Origin of the sequence: Pseudomonas sp. ADPe, assembly GCF_014843515.1 — a bacterium.
In the GTDB taxonomy this organism is placed as follows: domain Bacteria; phylum Pseudomonadota; class Gammaproteobacteria; order Pseudomonadales; family Pseudomonadaceae; genus Pseudomonas; species Pseudomonas citronellolis.
The window spans coordinates 3899802-3913921 of sequence record NZ_CP062122.1 but is presented as its reverse complement, the minus strand read 5'-3'; the positions used below and the strand labels follow the sequence as shown (position 1 = coordinate 3913921).

The window sequence follows — 14120 nt, the reverse complement described above, 5'->3', positions numbered from 1 at the left end:
GCCTCCCCTGCGCCGGGGTGGTCTTTTTTATTCATCCACTGGAGAACCAGCATGCTCAAAGGCTTGGCCATTACCCCGCCGGTGCTCGGACGGATTTCCATCGGCAAGGTCGTCGAGAAGAGCGGCAAGCGACTGCCGGAGAAGGACGATCAATTCACCCTCACCTCACAGGTCCAACTGCGGGATGGCTGGCTACCTCATCCGCTGGACGAAGAACTGCGCAAAGCGCAGGGCGGCAAGATCCGCAGCATTCCGATCCGTCTGCTGTTCAATGCGCCGGAACTGAATTTCCGCGCCGAGTACTGCCTGTTCGATCGGCAGTCCGGGCGACCGCTGTGTGTCGGCAACGGCGAGACCTGCAAGCGTCGGGGCCAGGACGGCATTGCCTCGCTGCCCTGCCCTTCGCCGGATGGCTGTCCGTTGGCCAAGGGTGGTGCCTGCAAGCCCTACGGTCGCCTCAACGTCGCCATCGGCGATGAGGATCCGCTGGGCAGCTTCGTGTTCCGCACCACCGGCTTCAACAGCATCCGCACCCTGGCGGCCCGACTGCAGTACCTGCAAGCGATTTCCGGTAACCGCCTGGCGTGCCTGCCGTTGGAACTGCGCCTGCGCGGCAAGTCCACCCGACAGAGCCACGGCTCACCGATCTTCTACGTCGACATCACGGTGCGCAGTGGATTGTCGATGGAGGAAGCGCTGCTGCAAGCCCGGGAGCTCGATGAGGCGCGCCAGGCCTCCGGCTTCGACCAGGTGGCACTGGATGCCACGGCGCGCCTGGGCTTTGCCAATGGCGCCTTCGAGGACAGCCAGGAGGAAGGCACCGCCATCGTCGATGAGTTCTTTCCGGAGAGCGCTACCGATACACCAGTACCCCCCACTCCACAGCCGACTGAGACCGCGCCACCGGCCCTCACCGACAAGCCCCGTCCGACCCTTTCCACCCTGCTACGCGAACGTGCCGAGGCTCGAACCAGCTCAACGAACTAGCCGCCCACGCAGGGCGGCTCTCTCCCATCGCTACTCCACCCAATCTGTCACTGGAGGACTCTCCATGCTCATTCTCACCCGTAGCATTGGCAAAACCATCCGCATTGGCGATGACATCGAGATCGTCATTCTTCAAGTCAAGGGCCACCAAGTGCGCGTCGGCGTCACCGCGCCACCCGACATCGCTGTGCATCGTGATGAGGTCTATCAACGCATCCAGGCTGCACAGGTCCCGCTGTCCTGACCCTTCTGGCCTACGAGGTTTCCCCATGATCTTACTGAGATTTTTAGGTCTGCTGTTCGTGCTCGTCTGCCTCTTCGCCGGTACGGCAGCTGTCGTCGCGCTGGCGGTTCTGGCGCTGCGCTTCTGGCCATTGCTGGTGGTCATCGTGCTCGCCCTGCTGCTGTTCCAGCACTTCATGCGTTGGACCGGCGTGCGCCTGAATACATCGGTCTGAGACGGCATAAACAGGAGCCCTCATGGGCTCCTGTTTTCTCATTTTCTGGACATTCCTTTTGGAGCATCCATGAGTCCCAATCCCTTTCTACGCGGTTACGACAAGCTGTCCATTGAACTGATCGTGCACGACCTGCAGGCAGGCAGCACGGTACGCGAAATGTCCTACGTGATTCATGCCCAAGACCAGGAACACACGTTAGTGCTCGGTATACAGCCGACACTGGAGCTAGCTCGCGACATCGTGCAGCGCTTGAGCTTTGAGACCGGGCACTTCAGCCGGTGCTGGGAAATCAGCGCAGAGCATCTGCCAGAGGACGTGCTGAACCAACTTTTCCTTATGCGCACCGATCTCCACGCCCTACAGCTGGAGTTTTTCGAGAACGCCAATCAAAGCGTAATTGGCTGCAAGCTGCGTAACACACCCTGGACGGATCAGCACCTGGACCTGTTCAACACCAGTTCGGCTGAGCTGCGTCAGCAGCAGTTGGACTATGGGTTGCCCGCCGAACTCGTGGAGATCCTGCACCTGGCAGGGGAGGCCGATGTGCGCTTTTTGCTGTTCGACCCGGATGCGGCGTTGCTGGATGGGCTGCCAGTGTTCAAGGACGTGGCGTAAGCCTCTTACAACCCTGCATCCATCAGCAGCTCTGAGGGTTTACACCCGATAGCGGCTGCAATTCGGCAAATGTTGAGGAAGGTGACGTTGCGCTCGCCTCGCTCAATCTTGCCCATGTGAGAGCGGTCTATCGAAGAGGCATCTGCGAGTGCTTCTTGCGAATACGCCAACGCGATACGGCGAGCCCGTATCGCGGCTCCCAGCTTCACGAGATCACGGTCTTTATCCAACTGAGCGGAGATTCTTGCCATGGCAAAAATCGTCCCGCTATGATGTCAAAACGACCACGGCATTTACGACCCAATTAGATTCAGTATCCCTCCTGAGCATGCTGCTCACTCAACCAATCGACAGAAGGAAATGTCCTGATGAATCAGAAACTGCTGCTGACCGCTCTGCTCGGCACGCTGTTAAGCAGTGTGGCGCAGGCAGGCACTTCCACATGGACCGCCAGCTACACCCAGGGCGTCGAGGAACATCTGGTCGACGACGGCAACGGCAACCAGTTGAACATCACCTGCCCAGACGATGGAGAGAGCGCGGTCTCCGCCTACGCCACTATCGCCGGCAAGCAGTACTCCTCCGAAAACGATGGCTTCGATGTCATCGTCGACGGCACCACCTTCAGCAACCCCTTCTACACCGACTGCGAAGCCTGCAGCTCCAGCTTCCCGGGCTTCTGGGCTGCGCTGCGCAAGGCCAACTCCCTGCAGCTCAGCGCCGGCGGCCAGACGGTGAAGCTCCCAACCCAGAACCTTCCCCAGGTTCTCCAACCCCTGACCAGCAAGAAGAACCTCTGCCGCTCCGGCTGGTAACCCTTCCCACACGACATAGAGACAACACCATGGAACATGAACACGAAACGGCAGACGCGCCGAATGATCTGCCCGCCAGTCCGGAGGTGATCGGCTGGGGCGTCGCCTCGCTCGTCCTCACCATCATTTTCCTGACCGTCAACACCTCAGCAATGGTGTTGGGCGCCAGCTTCATGTTGAAGCTGCTGGCCGGCCTCGTTGGTTTGATAACAGGCTGGATCGGCGCCCTGGTGGGCAACGCGGTCCGCAAGTTTGCCCAACCCGATGCGATCTACACCAACGGCGGCGCGCTTCACCTGATCTGGTTGAAAGTGTTCTGGCTGATAGGCCCGCAAGTCATTGGCCTGGTAGTTGGCATCGGCCTCGGATGCTCCCTGGTATTGCGATAAGGAAGACCGATGAAGAGCAAGTTCTATCTGGTGCTGGGTCTGCTGGTTCTGGCGGGCTGTTCGGATGACAAGTCCAAGCTACGCGGACAGTTTCTCTCAGGCTGCGTGCAAGGTGGCTCTCCCAAGCCAGTTTGCACATGCGTCTACGACAAGCTGGAAAAGACCTACTCGACCGAGCAGTTGAAGCAGATTCAGGCAGGGCGAAGTCCGCTGGTATCGAACTTCATGCAGGACAGCATCACGTATGCAAAGGCCTGTATAGCGGAGCAGTGACAGCAACCGTGCCGCTCCCGATCACCTCGGAACCGTGAGCACCAACTAACAAGCATCACGCCCCGAACATAACCAACCCCGCACACGGCCATAACTGGCCGTGTGCGGGGCAGGGGTTCTTTTGTTTTTTGAAAACCCAGGAGCTGCCCGTCGAGACACATCCCAGAAGAACAACGCACCACAGCCACACACACTCAAGGACCTGAACCCATGACCCCGACGTACCGCAAAACCCTGCTCGCCCTGGCCATCTCCGCCAGTGCCCTGCCCCTCGCCGCCCACGCCCTGACGTTGACCAACAGCGGTTTGGATAGCGAAGGCAACACCTACGCCGACAGCACCGAAGTCACCGGCGCCTTCACTGGCAGCGACCAGCCCATTCGCTTCTACAGCGACACCTTCAACCACGACCTGGTGCTCAACGCCCAGGTGCAAGCCACGGGCGATGACCTCAACGGTGTCGACCTGTCCTACGCCGGAGACGATGACACTCCCTCGCCCATCGGCGCGCCGACCGAGGTGCTCGGCAACCTGCAAAACAAGGGCAGCATCACGGTGAATGGCGCGGGCGTCACCGGCCTGCTGATTGATCCGGCCATCATCTACGGCAACCTGGTCAATGAAGGCACCCTGCAGGTGGCCGGCGGAGTGCTCGAGGGCGATGGTATCCGTGGCCTGAAGTTCGCCGGTCAGTCGGTGTTGCAGGGCGACCTGGTCAACGCTACCAGCGGCAAGATCCTTGCCGATGGCGAAGAGGCCACGGGCATTCAGCTCAAGGGCGGCACCATCGCTGGCAAGCTGATCAACGATGGTCTTATCCAGGTCAGCGGCGCCGGCTCGACGGCAATCCTCGCCACCTATGACGATGACAACGGTGGTCCGGATCGGGTGGACCTCGGCGGGATCGAGAACCATGGCAGCATCCTGGCCAGCGGCGATGATGCAACCGCGCTACGTCTCGATGGCGTGAGCTTTGCCAATGCGCCGGTCCAGGTGCTCAACACCGGCACGATCCAGGCTGACGATGCCGCCATCGAGGTCGGTGCCTTCGATATCGACGGCGCGAACGCCAGCAATACCCTGGTCATTCAGAACAGCGGCAATTTGATTTCCAAGGACGAAGCCATCGATGCCTCCCAGGCCAGTGGCGGCGTGCACCTGATCTGGAACGCCGGCAGCATCACCGGCAACCTGATCGACCTGTCCAACATCGAAGTGAACGGCGACGTGACCTTCAGCGGTACCGACGCCAGCACCGATGGCGCGAATATCCGCTTGAAGGACGGCGGTTGGCTGGATGTCGGCAGCGATGCGGGCAACACGCCGGCATACTTGGAGTTCGCTCAGCCACACACCACGATCCAGGGCAACCTGGATGTGGCGGGCAACTCCTCGCTGGGGCTCAACCTGAGTTCGGCCACGGATCCGAACAAGGCCGTGGTCGCGGTCTCCGGTACCGCGGAATTCGCCAAGGGCTCGCAGATCCAGTTGGCGGCCCAGGGCAGCGACTTCAAGGCCCAGGGCACGACTTACACTTTGGTCCAGGCCGGCACCCTACAGGATGACGGCGTGAGCGTGACCAGCCGTTCGGCCCTGCTGAACGTCGACACCGTCAGTAGTGGCGACAACCAGATCCTGGCCAAGGTCAGCACCAAGGGCCAGGACGAAGTCGGTGAGGTGATCGGCCAGATTGGTGGTTCGGCCAACGCCCAACGTGCGGGTGCAGCCTTCAGCCAGGTGGTGACCGGGCTGGCGCAGAGCAACCCCAACGACCCGGTGTTCCAGGCTTACGTGAATGCCTCGCAGGATCCAGCAGCACTGAAGAAACTGGCTGAGCAGCTCGCCCCTGAGGTGAACGGCGGTGCGACCCAAGCGGCTACCAGTGGGCAAACGCTGGTGAGCAACATCACCGGCAATCGCACCAGCAGCCTACGCGGTGCGTCCTCGGGCGACGTGCTGCAGAACACCGGGATCTGGGCCCAGGCGCTGTACAGCGATGCCAACCAGGACCTGCGTGATGGTGTAGCCGGCTTCAACGCCTACAGCCGTGGCATCGCCATTGGCGCCGATGGCAAGCTCACCGACCAGTTGACCCTGGGCGTGGCCTACAGCTTCCTGCACTCCAGCGTAAACAGCGACAGCGGCAACACCACCGATGTGGATGGCAATGCTCTCACCCTGTACAGCGGTTTCGAACAGGACAACTACTTCGTCGATGCCAACCTGAGCTATGGGATCAACGACAACGAGAGCAAGCGCCGCATCGCAGGCACCACGGCGAAGGGCGATTACGACAGCCAGGTGCTGGGCGCCAACGTCGTCGGTGGTTACACCTACCACCTGAACCAGCAGTTCCTGATCGAGCCGCGCCTGGCCGCACGCTATGCGCGCGTCGATATCGACGGCTACCACGAGAAGGGGTCGGCGGCGGCGCTCAAGGTGGATAGCCAGCGCTACGAGGTGGCGGAACTGGGTGCTGGTGTGCGGGTAGCGGGCGACTTCCAAGTCGGCAACGGCAATCTGCAGCCGCAGGCCAAGCTGATGGCCTACCATGACTTCGCCGCGGACGAAGCCCAGAGCACCTCGACCTTCACGCTGGGTGGCACACCCTTCGTGAGTCAGGGAGCCAAGGCGGTGCGCAACAGCTACGAAGCCGGTGTCGGTGCGGACTACCATCTGGGTGCGGTTACGGTCGGGGTCAGCTACGACTACACCGGCAAAACCGCCTTCAACGCCGACACCTTCACCGCCAAGGTCCGTTACGACTTCTGATGAGCCACTATCTTTCCGGCCCACGCGCGTGGGCCGGTTTCTTTCAAGTCCTGATGGCGCTGCTGGTCGGCGCCCTCCTCGCCGGCTGCCAGTCGCCACGCGAAGTGCTGCAGCAATTGGCGGATGAGCATGGGCGGCAACTGGAGATACTGCCGGGGCAGCCGTTTCCTTTGGTCATGCTAGCGCCGCAGGACACCACGAAAGCCACTCGTTTACGCGTCTACCTGGAAGGCGATGGTCATGCCTGGGCCACCGCCACGCAACCCAGCGTGGATCCGAGCCCACATAACCTGTTGGTGGCGCGGCTGGCGGTAGACGATCCGTCGCCGAATGCCTACCTGGCGCGGCCCTGCCAGTTCGTCATGGCACCGGCCTGCGAGCCTACTCTCTGGACTAATCGGCGCTTTTCGCAGGAGGTGGTCACCAGCCTCAGTCGGGCGCTGGACCAGTTGAAGCAGCGCTATGGCAATCGGGAGTTCGAACTGGTGGGCTATTCCGGTGGCGCAGCACTGGCGCTGCTGCTGGCGGCGCAGCGGGATGACGTCACCTTGGTCCAAACCCTGGCCGGCAATCTCAGCCCGCGGCTTTGGGCTGAAATGAAAGGACTCTCGCCCCTCGGCGGCTCGCTGGATCCGTTGGACTATCGCAACCGGCTGGCATCAATACCGCAGCGACACTTAGTGGGAGATACGGATGGAGTAATTCCAGCATCGCTGGCCAATACCTACCTAGTGCAGCTACATCCATCTGCCTGCAGCCAGGTTGTAGTCTCCCCGGCTACAGATCATCAGCAAGGCTGGGAGACCTCTTGGAGAAAATGGCGGGGTCAACCGCTAAATTGCAAGAGCAATTGAGTCCACAGCCGCAAGCCGTCGGTGACCATGGTTTGTTCTTTAGCAAACGAACCATGGTCAACGTTGGTGTTGAATTCCGGAACCTGTGCAGCCGCTCTAGCGCGTGCCCCGCTGGCGCAGCTCCGAAGGATTGAAATAGCTGTCCCCGGGGCTCGGCTGCTGGAAATCGATTGCGGACTTCTGCTCACTGTCCAGGCCTTGCACGTTGTAGCGATGCGAATAGAGGTCGTGATAGACCTCGACCGCCGACCACGTGGTGGGCAGCTCGTAGAAGTTCTTCAGGTAGGCCATGGATACGCGCCAGATTTTGCCTCGGCTGTCGTATTGGTCGGCCACAGCGATCTGCCAGCTGTCCTCGTCGAGATAGAAGGTGCGCTTGCTGTAGATGTGCCTGGCATCGGGCTTGAGGGTGCCCTCCACCACCCATACCCGGTGTAGCTCGTAGCGGGTCAGCGCCGGATTGAGATGCCCCGGTTGCAGTAGGTCGGCGTACTTTACTCCGGCGGCGGCGAGCCGGTAGTTGTTGTAGGGAATGTAAACCTCGCGCTTGCCGAGCAGCTTCCACTCGAAGCGGTCCGGCGCACCGTTGAACATGTCGGTGTCGTCGGTGGTGCGCAGGCCGTCGGACGCCGGTACCGGGGTGTCGTAGGCGAGGTTCGGCGAACGCCTGACGCGGCGCTGTCCGGCGTTATAGCCCCAGGCCTGGCGTGGCTCTTTCACCTGATCCATGGTCTCGTGTACCAGGCTGGAATAGCCGGCCAGCCGTGGTGGCGTTTTAACGAAGGCGACGAAGTAGAAGAGAATGTTGTCCAGCTTCTCGTAGGAGCCCTGCGGGTCGTAGTAACGGAACAGCGATTCCTGCTCATAGTCGATTGGCGTGTAGGAACCGTCGCGCTGCATCGCCACTTCAGTGGACTGGCGCACGATGTGCGTGCCGCGATAACGGACGATGTGGTTCCACAGCGCTTCTACGCCACTCTGCGGAACCGGGAACGGAATGCCGCCGAAGGCGTCAGTGAAGCCATTACCGCCGTCGGCCAGCTTGGCAGTCACGGCGTTCTTGCGTGTGTTGTCGTAGACCCACTGGGGTGCCGATGCCGAACGCCGGGTGACGTACACCGGCATGCGGAAACTGTCCGGGTAGGTGTCGAACAAGGCGATCTGCCCTGCCGTCAGGTTCGCCCGGTACTGCGCCAGATTAGCCTTGTCGATGGTGAACAACGGCTTGTCGTCGGGGAACGGATCCAGGTGGTGGTCGCCGGGCTTGTAGCCGGCCGGCGCCCGCGTGATGCCGCCGTCCCAGGCAGGAATGCTGCCGGTGGAGTTGGCGGCCCGTTCGCCCCCCAGCGGCGTCAGGTCCTTGCCCAGCCGTGCAGCCTGGTCGGCCGACACGCCGGCGAAGATCGGCGAACAGGAAAATTGGAAGGCCAGGGCCAACGCCCCGGCGACGAGCGACTTGTTGAGCATGTGCGACTCCGCGACTACACCGACCGCCCCCATCCGGACCGGTCGGTCAGGTGGTGGTTTCAGAAGGAGTACTTGACGTTGAAGCCGACGTTGTCCCTGTCGCGCAGGGTGTTGTCGCGGCTGGCGCCGTAGTACTTGGTGAACTGCAGCTCGGTGTCGAACTTGCTGCGGTAGCTGGTCTTCACACCCAGGGTGTAGGCCTTGCGCCCCTCGATGAAGTTGCCGTTCTGGTAGGAGTTGCCCTTGAAGTCGTCCTTGAACACTGCATAGGGCGAGACGTTGACGCCGGCGAAAGCATCGTTCCAAGTGCCGATCATTTGCAGGGTGAAACCATAGGCATTGCGGTCCGCCTGGTCGCCGTCACCGAAACCGGCGCCATAGGCGTTGTTCGGCCTCCCGGCGTAGTAGCGCACCTGGCCGTTGTAGGCGGTGTACTTCAGGCTGCTCCCGCGGATCTGCTCAGCGGCGATCTCTGCGGTGCCCAGAAGTGAGTCGAAGCTCAAGCCCTGGCCGAAGTTGTAGAGGGTGCCCAGGCTGCTGTTGAAGGCCTCGACCCGCTCGTAGTTGTGGAAGGTCGAGCCGCGGCACAGCTGCTTGCCCGCCACCAGAGCACAGGCCTGGTCGGCCGGAGTATTGCGGTCGTAGACCGTGGCCTCTCCGCTGAGCGACTGGCCGAGCAAGTCGCCGACGATGTCGTTGGTCGCGGCAATGCTAATTGGCAGGTTCGGCCGGTAGGCCAGCTCACCAAACACCGAGGCCTGGCCGACGGTGCTGTTGAAGCTCAGGCCATACATCTGAATGTTCTCGACGTACTCACGACTGGCCACCGCGTTGCCGGCCATGTCGATGCTGCCGATCAGGTTGGCCCCCGCCGCCAGAGGACTACCGCGCAGGGCTGCCATGTCAGCTCCCTGGTAGCCCGGCGCGAAGCTGACAGCGGTCAGCGGCTCCTTGCTGTGATAATTGACGAAGTACAAGCCGAACTCGGTGGAGTTGAGCTGCTCGGCAATATAGTGCAGCGCCGCACCGAACTGGCCGCTGTCGCGGGCGTTGAGATCCTTGCCGATGTTGGCCACCTTGATGGTGTCGCCCTGCGCGTAGCTGCTGCCGGCCAGACCGAAAGCAGGGTTGGCCAGCGCCGCCTGATAGGCCGAGCGCCCACCGAGCACCGCCAGCGGCGAAAGCACCGCAGCGAAGCCGGGGTTCTGCAGATAGGCGGAGTTGCCACCGTCAGCGAACAGGTCGGTCTCGGAGAAGAAGGTGCCCACCGGGTCCACCTGGGTCTCGCGCCAATTCCACTGATAGAAGCTTTCCAGCGACAGGTTCTGGGTCAGGTCGACACTGAACTGCAGAGCCTCCAGGGGGATCAGCACTTCCTTGATCTCCGAGCCAGGCAAATGCAGCTTGGTGGCGTCCACCGGATTGGTGGTGTTGACGCCGCCGCGATAGAACAGGCTTTCGCCCCAGTTGAACACCTGCCGGCCGACGCGCGCATTCAGGCTGTGGCCATAGAAGTCCCAGTTGCCGAAGAGATAGGCATCGAGCAGTTCGGCGCCGCGTCCGGCATTGTCGCGGGTAGCCGAGGTGAAGTGGTCATCCTGCGGATAGTTCTGGCTCGGCTGGGGCAAGGCGTCGTTGTGGTAGTAGTCGTTGCGCTTGTCCATGATCTGCGTGTCGTAGAACGCCGAACCGCGAGCGAATGCGCCGTAGTTCTGGTAGCGCGCTTCAAAGTCGCTGGTGATCTTGTAGACCTCCGAGACCAGTCCGGTATCGAAGTTTCGATTGCCGTCGTTGAGGTTGATGTCGGCTGCGTCGTAGCGCTTGTCCTGGGACTGGACACGCCAGATGCGACCGTAGGACAGAGTGGTGTCGAGGTTTCCGCTGAGCTCGTTGTCGAGGAAGCTGAATTCCACCGCGCCGGCCGGCAGGGCGACGGCGAGGCCGACCAGGCCGAGAGCCTGGCGGATAGCGAGCGACAACGAGGGCTTGCACGAGGGGACGGTCATGGGACTGCTCCGCGATCGATCATTGTTATTGTTGGAGCCGAGGCCTCGCTGGACCCCGGTCGTCGTGGCTTGCGTCGGTCAAGCAAGCGACGCGGCTCCTCCACGGCCGTGTCGCTTTCTGCTGGGATAAGGTTCAGGAACGCCTGGAGACGGCTGGCAGACTCCGAACCACGGCGTCCTCCTTGGTTGGGTTCAAGCAATGCGGCTGGGCCCAGGGACCGCGGAAGGCGATCTGGTCGAAGCCGCCCGGGCCGACCCCGGCGGGCACGTAGTCCAACTGCAGGGCATGGCGTACGCGCCAAGCCGCCGCGTGATCGGCGCAGGCGCTGTCACCGGAGACGCCAAGGGCTCCTAGCAGGCGCCCGGTGTGGTCGTACAGCGCCAGACCTCCACCGAAGGCGACCAGGCCACCCAGGCGCTGACCGACCAGCGGGTCGTCGACCTCCCCCCAGCGCTCGGCTGGACCGGCATAAGCCAGCTCGGTGCGCGGCGGATGGGTGCCCTGCAGGCCGAACAAGCTGCCACCCGGCTGCATGGCCGCATACAGATTCGCGGTGGCCATGGCCAGGCCGTCGAGGCTTAGGGCGTTGGCGGTGTAGGCCTTCTCCGCTGAGACCAGTCGCGCGGCCGGCCACTGCGCATCGCGCCCGGCACCGCTATAGGCAAGGGCGCAGATGCGCCCGCTGCGATCGACCAGGGTCGCCCACAAATCGAGGCCGAAACCGCCGTTGTGCGGTCCATGCGCCGCTTGCAGCGCCTCGCGCAATAGCTGATGAGCGGGCAAGGCAGCGCAGTCGTCGGCCGACCAGGCCAGCGCGGGCACGAGCAGGCCCAACGCCGCGAGCATTCGCAACGGTAGGGAAAGCATGCGGGTATCTCCGAAGGTGGGAGGGGCACCTCCGCCAGGGAGGTGCGCCGGGGCTCAACGCGATACGGGCGGCGGCAGCTTGCCGATGCTGAATTCCGGTTCCAGGCGCACGCCCAGGGTATTGAGCATGGTCGCCGCCATCACGTAGTGGCCGACCAGTACGAGGAACTCCACGCACAGGTCCTCGGAGAGGAACAGCGCCAGCTCGCGCCACTTCTCCTCGCCCAGCGATTGCCGCACATGCAGTTCGTCGATTGCCTGGACGAAGGCGCGGGTGCGCGGCGTCCACAGCGGCGAATCGTCCTGGCCAAAGGAGTCGATTTCTTCGCGGCTCAGCCCGGCGTCGAGTCCCAAGGCAACGTGGTGTGCCCATTCGTAGACGCTGCCGGTGCGCCAAGCCACACGCAGGATCACGCGTTCCTTGTCCTGACGGGAGATGCCACCCTTGAACAGCAGGTTGGAAACGAACAGCAGGTAGCGCGGCGCCAGCGGCCCCAGGCGCAACAGGGTGGAGATGACCGTCATGTCTTCCTTGGATTTGCCCTGGCGCCGGCTCATCCAGAGGATGACCTTGTGCAGGAAGCCGCGCTTGCCCTCGGGCAAGGGGGTGACGCGAGCCTGCGGCAGAAGCTGCCAGTTGCCTGCCGGGTAGGGACTGTCGACTGCGACACCCGCCGGTACGGCGCTGATTTTTGTCATTGTCTGCTCCGTGATGATGCGATGAATGCAGGCCCTCGTCCGGCCGTCGCAACATGGCAACAGGACGGCGAAGAACCTGTGGCGATGCTAGGTGCGCGCTGTATCATCGGACCAATCAATTGTTTGGTTAACAGGCATCCAAAAAATGAATTTTCATCGCCGAAACCTGAATCTGCTGGTCGCCCTGGACGCCCTGATCACCGACAAGAACATCACCCGCGCCGCGGAGCGTCTGCACCTGAGCCAACCGGCGATGAGCAATGTGGTCGCACGCCTGCGTGAATGGCTGGACGATCCATTGCTGGTACGCGGCCCCTCCGGTTACACCCTCACACCACGGGCGCAGGAGCTGGCGGTACCGTTGCGCACCATCCTTGGCGAGATCGAAGGACTGGTCAGCGCCCGGGTATTCGACCCGGCAACCTCGCAGCGCACCTTCCACATCGCCATGAACGACGCCTCGGTACTGCTGCCGCAACTGCTCGCCAGCCTGGCCAAGGAGGCGCCCGGGGTGGAAGTGAAGATCAACGGCTACTCAAGCTTTCCCGAACAACAACTGGCCTACGGCGAGCTCGACCTGGTGATCGGCAGCTTCGGCGAGGTTCCTCAGGGTTGTCGCGGGGAGCAACTCTTCGAAGGGCATCCGGTGTGCGCGGTGCGCCCGGGACATCCACGCATCGGCAACGAGTTGAGCCTGACGGACCTCGTCAACGAGAAGCACGTGGTGGCCGTGGCGGACGACCATATGTACCTGGTCTATGCACGCAACATGCTGGCGCGGCACAACGCCACGCTGGACATCTGCGCGCACGTTTCGCATTTCATGGAGGCGGCGTTGATTGCCGCGCAAACCGATCTGATAGCAACAGTGCCGAACCGCCTCGCGCAGACCTGCCGGAGCACCTTCGGGCTGCGTGTGCTGCCGGCACCGTTCGATTTCCCGCCCTTCCAGGTGCAGCAGGTTTGGCACGAGCGCACACAGCAGGCACCCGACCACCAATGGTTGCGCGAGCGTGTGCGGCGCCTGGTGGGCGCCGCCTGACCTCGCGCCGGGAAGGGATCAGTCCACGGCGCGCGCCTGCGCGCTCTCGACCGCCTCTTCCAGTTCGAAGGGGTTGTGCGCGGAGAACACCTGTACGTCAGGCGTACCGGCGATCAACTGGCGCAGCCGGTCCTGGTTGTGCAGACGCTGGCGACGGTCGGTCTCGTTGAAGAACTGGAAGGTGCGCAGCAGCGGCGTACACACCCGGGCGGGCCCTTTCACCTCGCGATAATCGAAGTAGGCATCGCCCGCGTGGAGCATCCAGCCGTCCTCGCGCTGGATGGCCACAGCCGTGTGCCCGCGAGTATGGCCGAATGTCGGCACCAGCAGGATTTCCGGCGGCAGTCCTTCGAGCTGACGCACAGCATCGAAGCCGAACCAGGACTCGCCACTCTCGGCATAGGTACGGAACAGCGGGCCATGCTCGAACATGCGCGGCGCATAGCGCTTGCGGCTGAGCAGGTCCGGCCGGGTCATCGCCAGGCCGTACTCGATGGCATGGGTGTGCACCTTCGCGTGGGGAAAGTCCACCAGGCCACCGACATGGTCGAGGTCCAGATGGGTCATGACGATGTTGCGTACATCGCGCGGGTCGAAGCCCAGGCGCCGCACCTGGGCCAACGCCGCCAGTCCCGGATCGCGCTTGGGCCGCGCATAGCCGTAGGTGAACATCTTGCCCAGGCGTTTGGCAGGGTCGACGAAATCCGGCGTACCGAGGCCGGTGTCGACGAGTACCAGCCCGTCGCTGGGCGTCTCGATCAACAGGCAATGACAGACGAGATGCTTACCGCAGACGGAAAGCCCCTGGATGGTCCCGCAGTTCAGATGATGGATGCGCATGAGTTGAAATACCGTTAAAATGAATGAGTATT

Annotated in this window: 16 protein-coding genes; 10 read left to right on the top strand and 6 right to left on the bottom strand. The window is 62.5% G+C overall.

The genetic code is table 11. The features are described from left to right. Nucleotides 1-51 precede the first annotated feature (51 nt). The 4 genes from IG194_RS17665 (at nucleotide 52) to IG194_RS17650 (ending at nucleotide 2063) form a co-directional block, all read left to right on the top strand. On the top strand, nucleotides 52-987 hold the full coding sequence (locus IG194_RS17665) for a hypothetical protein (RefSeq protein ID WP_058488381.1): 936 nt from the start codon (nucleotides 52-54) through the stop codon (nucleotides 985-987). 64 nt (nucleotides 988-1051) lie between these two features. Continuing rightward, the gene (csrA, locus tag IG194_RS17660) at nucleotides 1052-1231 is read left to right on the top strand and encodes a carbon storage regulator CsrA (protein WP_014833966.1); all 180 of its coding nucleotides are present in this window, start codon (nucleotides 1052-1054) and stop codon (nucleotides 1229-1231) included. 25 nt (nucleotides 1232-1256) lie between these two features. Beyond that, entirely contained in the window at nucleotides 1257-1445 is a 189-nt protein-coding gene (locus tag IG194_RS17655; RefSeq protein WP_058488380.1) for a hypothetical protein, read from the top strand. A gap of 69 nt (nucleotides 1446-1514) precedes the next feature. Continuing rightward, the gene (locus tag IG194_RS17650; RefSeq protein ID WP_176707144.1) at nucleotides 1515-2063 is read left to right on the top strand and encodes a hypothetical protein; all 549 of its coding nucleotides are present in this window, start codon (nucleotides 1515-1517) and stop codon (nucleotides 2061-2063) included. Nucleotides 2064-2068: 5 nt separating this feature from the next. Here the strand turns inward: IG194_RS17650 and IG194_RS17645 are convergent, their stop codons facing one another. Then, a complete protein-coding gene (locus IG194_RS17645) occupies nucleotides 2069-2314 on the bottom strand; it encodes a helix-turn-helix domain-containing protein (protein ID WP_014833962.1) in 246 nt (81 codons plus the stop codon). Between the two features lie 117 nt (nucleotides 2315-2431). On the opposite strand from IG194_RS17645, the gene IG194_RS17640 reads away from it, so the two are divergent. From IG194_RS17640 to IG194_RS17620, 5 genes are all read left to right on the top strand, one after another. Further along, a complete protein-coding gene (locus IG194_RS17640; RefSeq protein WP_058488379.1) occupies nucleotides 2432-2878 on the top strand; it encodes a hypothetical protein in 447 nt (148 codons plus the stop codon). Between the two features lie 29 nt (nucleotides 2879-2907). Beyond that, nucleotides 2908-3267, top strand: coding sequence for a hypothetical protein (locus tag IG194_RS17635; protein WP_058488378.1), 360 nt, complete (start codon nucleotides 2908-2910; stop codon nucleotides 3265-3267). 9 nt (nucleotides 3268-3276) lie between these two features. Beyond that, nucleotides 3277-3540 carry a hypothetical protein gene (locus IG194_RS17630; RefSeq protein ID WP_023101161.1) on the top strand — a complete coding sequence of 88 codons (264 nt, stop codon included), beginning with the start codon at nucleotides 3277-3279 and terminating at the stop codon, nucleotides 3538-3540. A gap of 210 nt (nucleotides 3541-3750) precedes the next feature. Further along, complete coding sequence (locus tag IG194_RS17625) at nucleotides 3751-6312, top strand: autotransporter outer membrane beta-barrel domain-containing protein (RefSeq protein WP_058488377.1); 2562 nt, start codon at nucleotides 3751-3753, stop codon at nucleotides 6310-6312. Continuing rightward, entirely contained in the window at nucleotides 6312-7166 is an 855-nt protein-coding gene (locus tag IG194_RS17620; RefSeq protein ID WP_058488376.1) for a hypothetical protein, read from the top strand. The genes IG194_RS17625 and IG194_RS17620 overlap by 1 nt, the downstream gene beginning before the upstream one ends. A 96-nt stretch (nucleotides 7167-7262) precedes the next feature. Here the strand turns inward: IG194_RS17620 and IG194_RS17615 are convergent, their stop codons facing one another. From IG194_RS17615 to IG194_RS17600, 4 genes are all read right to left on the bottom strand, one after another. After that, nucleotides 7263-8633 carry a DUF1329 domain-containing protein gene (locus IG194_RS17615; RefSeq protein ID WP_058488375.1) on the bottom strand — a complete coding sequence of 457 codons (1371 nt, stop codon included), beginning with the start codon at nucleotides 8631-8633 and terminating at the stop codon, nucleotides 7263-7265. Between the two features lie 59 nt (nucleotides 8634-8692). Then, nucleotides 8693-10639, bottom strand: coding sequence for a DUF1302 domain-containing protein (locus tag IG194_RS17610; protein ID WP_058488374.1), 1947 nt, complete (start codon nucleotides 10637-10639; stop codon nucleotides 8693-8695). Between the two features lie 133 nt (nucleotides 10640-10772). Next, a complete protein-coding gene (locus IG194_RS17605; protein WP_058488373.1) occupies nucleotides 10773-11507 on the bottom strand; it encodes a GlcG/HbpS family heme-binding protein in 735 nt (244 codons plus the stop codon). Between the two features lie 54 nt (nucleotides 11508-11561). Next, complete coding sequence (locus tag IG194_RS17600; RefSeq protein WP_058488372.1) at nucleotides 11562-12206, bottom strand: carboxymuconolactone decarboxylase family protein; 645 nt, start codon at nucleotides 12204-12206, stop codon at nucleotides 11562-11564. A gap of 145 nt (nucleotides 12207-12351) precedes the next feature. Between IG194_RS17600 and IG194_RS17595 the strand changes: the two genes are divergently transcribed. Further along, entirely contained in the window at nucleotides 12352-13248 is an 897-nt protein-coding gene (locus IG194_RS17595) for a LysR family transcriptional regulator (protein WP_058488371.1), read from the top strand. An 18-nt stretch (nucleotides 13249-13266) separates the two neighbouring features. Here IG194_RS17595 and IG194_RS17590 read toward each other — a convergent pair whose 3' ends face one another. Then, a complete protein-coding gene (locus IG194_RS17590) occupies nucleotides 13267-14088 on the bottom strand; it encodes an MBL fold metallo-hydrolase (protein ID WP_058488370.1) in 822 nt (273 codons plus the stop codon). Nucleotides 14089-14120 lie beyond the last annotated feature (32 nt).

What these genes read in the sequence shown, in the direction of transcription:
- IG194_RS17650 (WP_176707144.1), top strand. Translation starts at nt 1,515, where the DNA reads ATGAGTCCCAATCCCTTTCTACGCGGTTACGACAAGCTGTCCATTGAA.
- IG194_RS17600 (WP_058488372.1), bottom strand. Translation starts at nt 12,206, where the DNA reads ATGACAAAAATCAGCGCCGTACCGGCGGGTGTCGCAGTCGACAGTCCC.
- IG194_RS17615 (WP_058488375.1), bottom strand. Translation starts at nt 8,633, where the DNA reads ATGCTCAACAAGTCGCTCGTCGCCGGGGCGTTGGCCCTGGCCTTCCAA.
- IG194_RS17595 (WP_058488371.1), top strand. Translation starts at nt 12,352, where the DNA reads ATGAATTTTCATCGCCGAAACCTGAATCTGCTGGTCGCCCTGGACGCC.
- IG194_RS17610 (WP_058488374.1), bottom strand. Translation starts at nt 10,639, where the DNA reads ATGACCGTCCCCTCGTGCAAGCCCTCGTTGTCGCTCGCTATCCGCCAG.
- IG194_RS17640 (WP_058488379.1), top strand. Translation starts at nt 2,432, where the DNA reads ATGAATCAGAAACTGCTGCTGACCGCTCTGCTCGGCACGCTGTTAAGC.
- IG194_RS17655 (WP_058488380.1), top strand. Translation starts at nt 1,257, where the DNA reads ATGATCTTACTGAGATTTTTAGGTCTGCTGTTCGTGCTCGTCTGCCTC.
- IG194_RS17625 (WP_058488377.1), top strand. Translation starts at nt 3,751, where the DNA reads ATGACCCCGACGTACCGCAAAACCCTGCTCGCCCTGGCCATCTCCGCC.
- IG194_RS17630 (WP_023101161.1), top strand. Translation starts at nt 3,277, where the DNA reads ATGAAGAGCAAGTTCTATCTGGTGCTGGGTCTGCTGGTTCTGGCGGGC.
- IG194_RS17590 (WP_058488370.1), bottom strand. Translation starts at nt 14,088, where the DNA reads ATGCGCATCCATCATCTGAACTGCGGGACCATCCAGGGGCTTTCCGTC.
- IG194_RS17645 (WP_014833962.1), bottom strand. Translation starts at nt 2,314, where the DNA reads ATGGCAAGAATCTCCGCTCAGTTGGATAAAGACCGTGATCTCGTGAAG.
- csrA (WP_014833966.1), top strand. Translation starts at nt 1,052, where the DNA reads ATGCTCATTCTCACCCGTAGCATTGGCAAAACCATCCGCATTGGCGAT.
- IG194_RS17605 (WP_058488373.1), bottom strand. Translation starts at nt 11,507, where the DNA reads ATGCTTTCCCTACCGTTGCGAATGCTCGCGGCGTTGGGCCTGCTCGTG.
- IG194_RS17620 (WP_058488376.1), top strand. Translation starts at nt 6,312, where the DNA reads ATGAGCCACTATCTTTCCGGCCCACGCGCGTGGGCCGGTTTCTTTCAA.
- IG194_RS17635 (WP_058488378.1), top strand. Translation starts at nt 2,908, where the DNA reads ATGGAACATGAACACGAAACGGCAGACGCGCCGAATGATCTGCCCGCC.
- IG194_RS17665 (WP_058488381.1), top strand. Translation starts at nt 52, where the DNA reads ATGCTCAAAGGCTTGGCCATTACCCCGCCGGTGCTCGGACGGATTTCC.